Here is a 1,006-nt window from a genome sequence, read left to right as displayed (position 1 = left end):
GCGGTCGGGCGTGTCTCTGACGGGCGAGGGGCGGTCGGGGCGCGCAGGGCGGCCGGGCGTGGGGTGTCGGCGCTGCGGCGGCTCGGCCGCGCCCCGGACCTGCCGCTCGTGGCGGCCGCGGCGCTGTGCGCCGCCGGGCTGCTCCAGGCCGTCGTACCCCTCGACGACCGGCCCCCGGCCGCCGACATCCCGCTCACCCTGGCCCTGGTCCTCGGCTCGACCGCGCCGCTCGCCTTCGCCCGCAGCCAACTCCTCCCCGCCGCCACGGCGGTGACGGCCGCGACCCTGCTGACCCCGCTCAGCGGCCGGCTGCCCTGCGCCGCCGCGCTGCCCGCCCTGGCGGCACTGCTCTACCTGACCGGACTGCGCTGCCCGCCCCGCACCGCGCTCCTGCTCGCCGTCCCCTTCGTGGCATACGCGCTGGGCCCGGCCCCGACCGCGGCGGGCGGCAAGCCCTTCGGCGTGGCGCTGCTGGCGGGCGCCGCGGCCGCGCTCGCGGCCGGCGCGGCACGGCGGGCCGGCGGGGAGGCCGCCGCCCGGTCCGCGGCCGAGGGGGCGTACGCGCACACCGTGCTGGAACACGCGGCGCGCGGCGAGCGGGCCCGGATCGCCCGGGAGCTCCACGATGTCGTCGCCCACCACATCTCCACCCTGTCCGTGCAGGCCGAGACCGCCCGGCTGACCACCCCCGGGCTGCCGCCGCTGGGCGCCGAACGGCTACTGGCGATCGGCGACACGGCCCGGCAGGCGCTCACCGAAATGCGCCGTCTGCTGGGCGTGTTGCGCGACGACGCGTCGGCCGAGGCGCCCGCGACGCGCCGGCCGCAGCCCGGCCTCGACCAGCTGCTCACCCTGGTCGACGAGGCCCGCGACACCGCGGGCGGCGGGGTCCGGCTCGTCGTACGCGGCCGGATCACCCCCCTGGACCCGGGCCTTCAGCTCACCGCCTACCGCATCGTCCAGGAGGCCCTGACCAACGCCCGCCGACACGCCCCCGGCGCGCCGG

General features: G+C 80.1%; 1 protein-coding gene. It reads left to right on the top strand.

Going from position 1 to position 1,006, the window contains the following annotated elements:
- Positions 1-63: 63 nt before the first annotated feature.
- Positions 64-1,006 (top strand): sensor histidine kinase (locus CCN51_RS47270; protein ID WP_086860995.1); only part of this gene is annotated, 943 nt, incomplete at its 3' end.

This window comes from Streptomyces milbemycinicus, from assembly GCF_002154605.1.
GTDB classification, from domain to species: Bacteria; Actinomycetota; Actinomycetes; order Streptomycetales; family Streptomycetaceae; genus Streptomyces; species Streptomyces milbemycinicus.
This window is presented reverse-complemented; position numbering and strand designations above follow the sequence as displayed.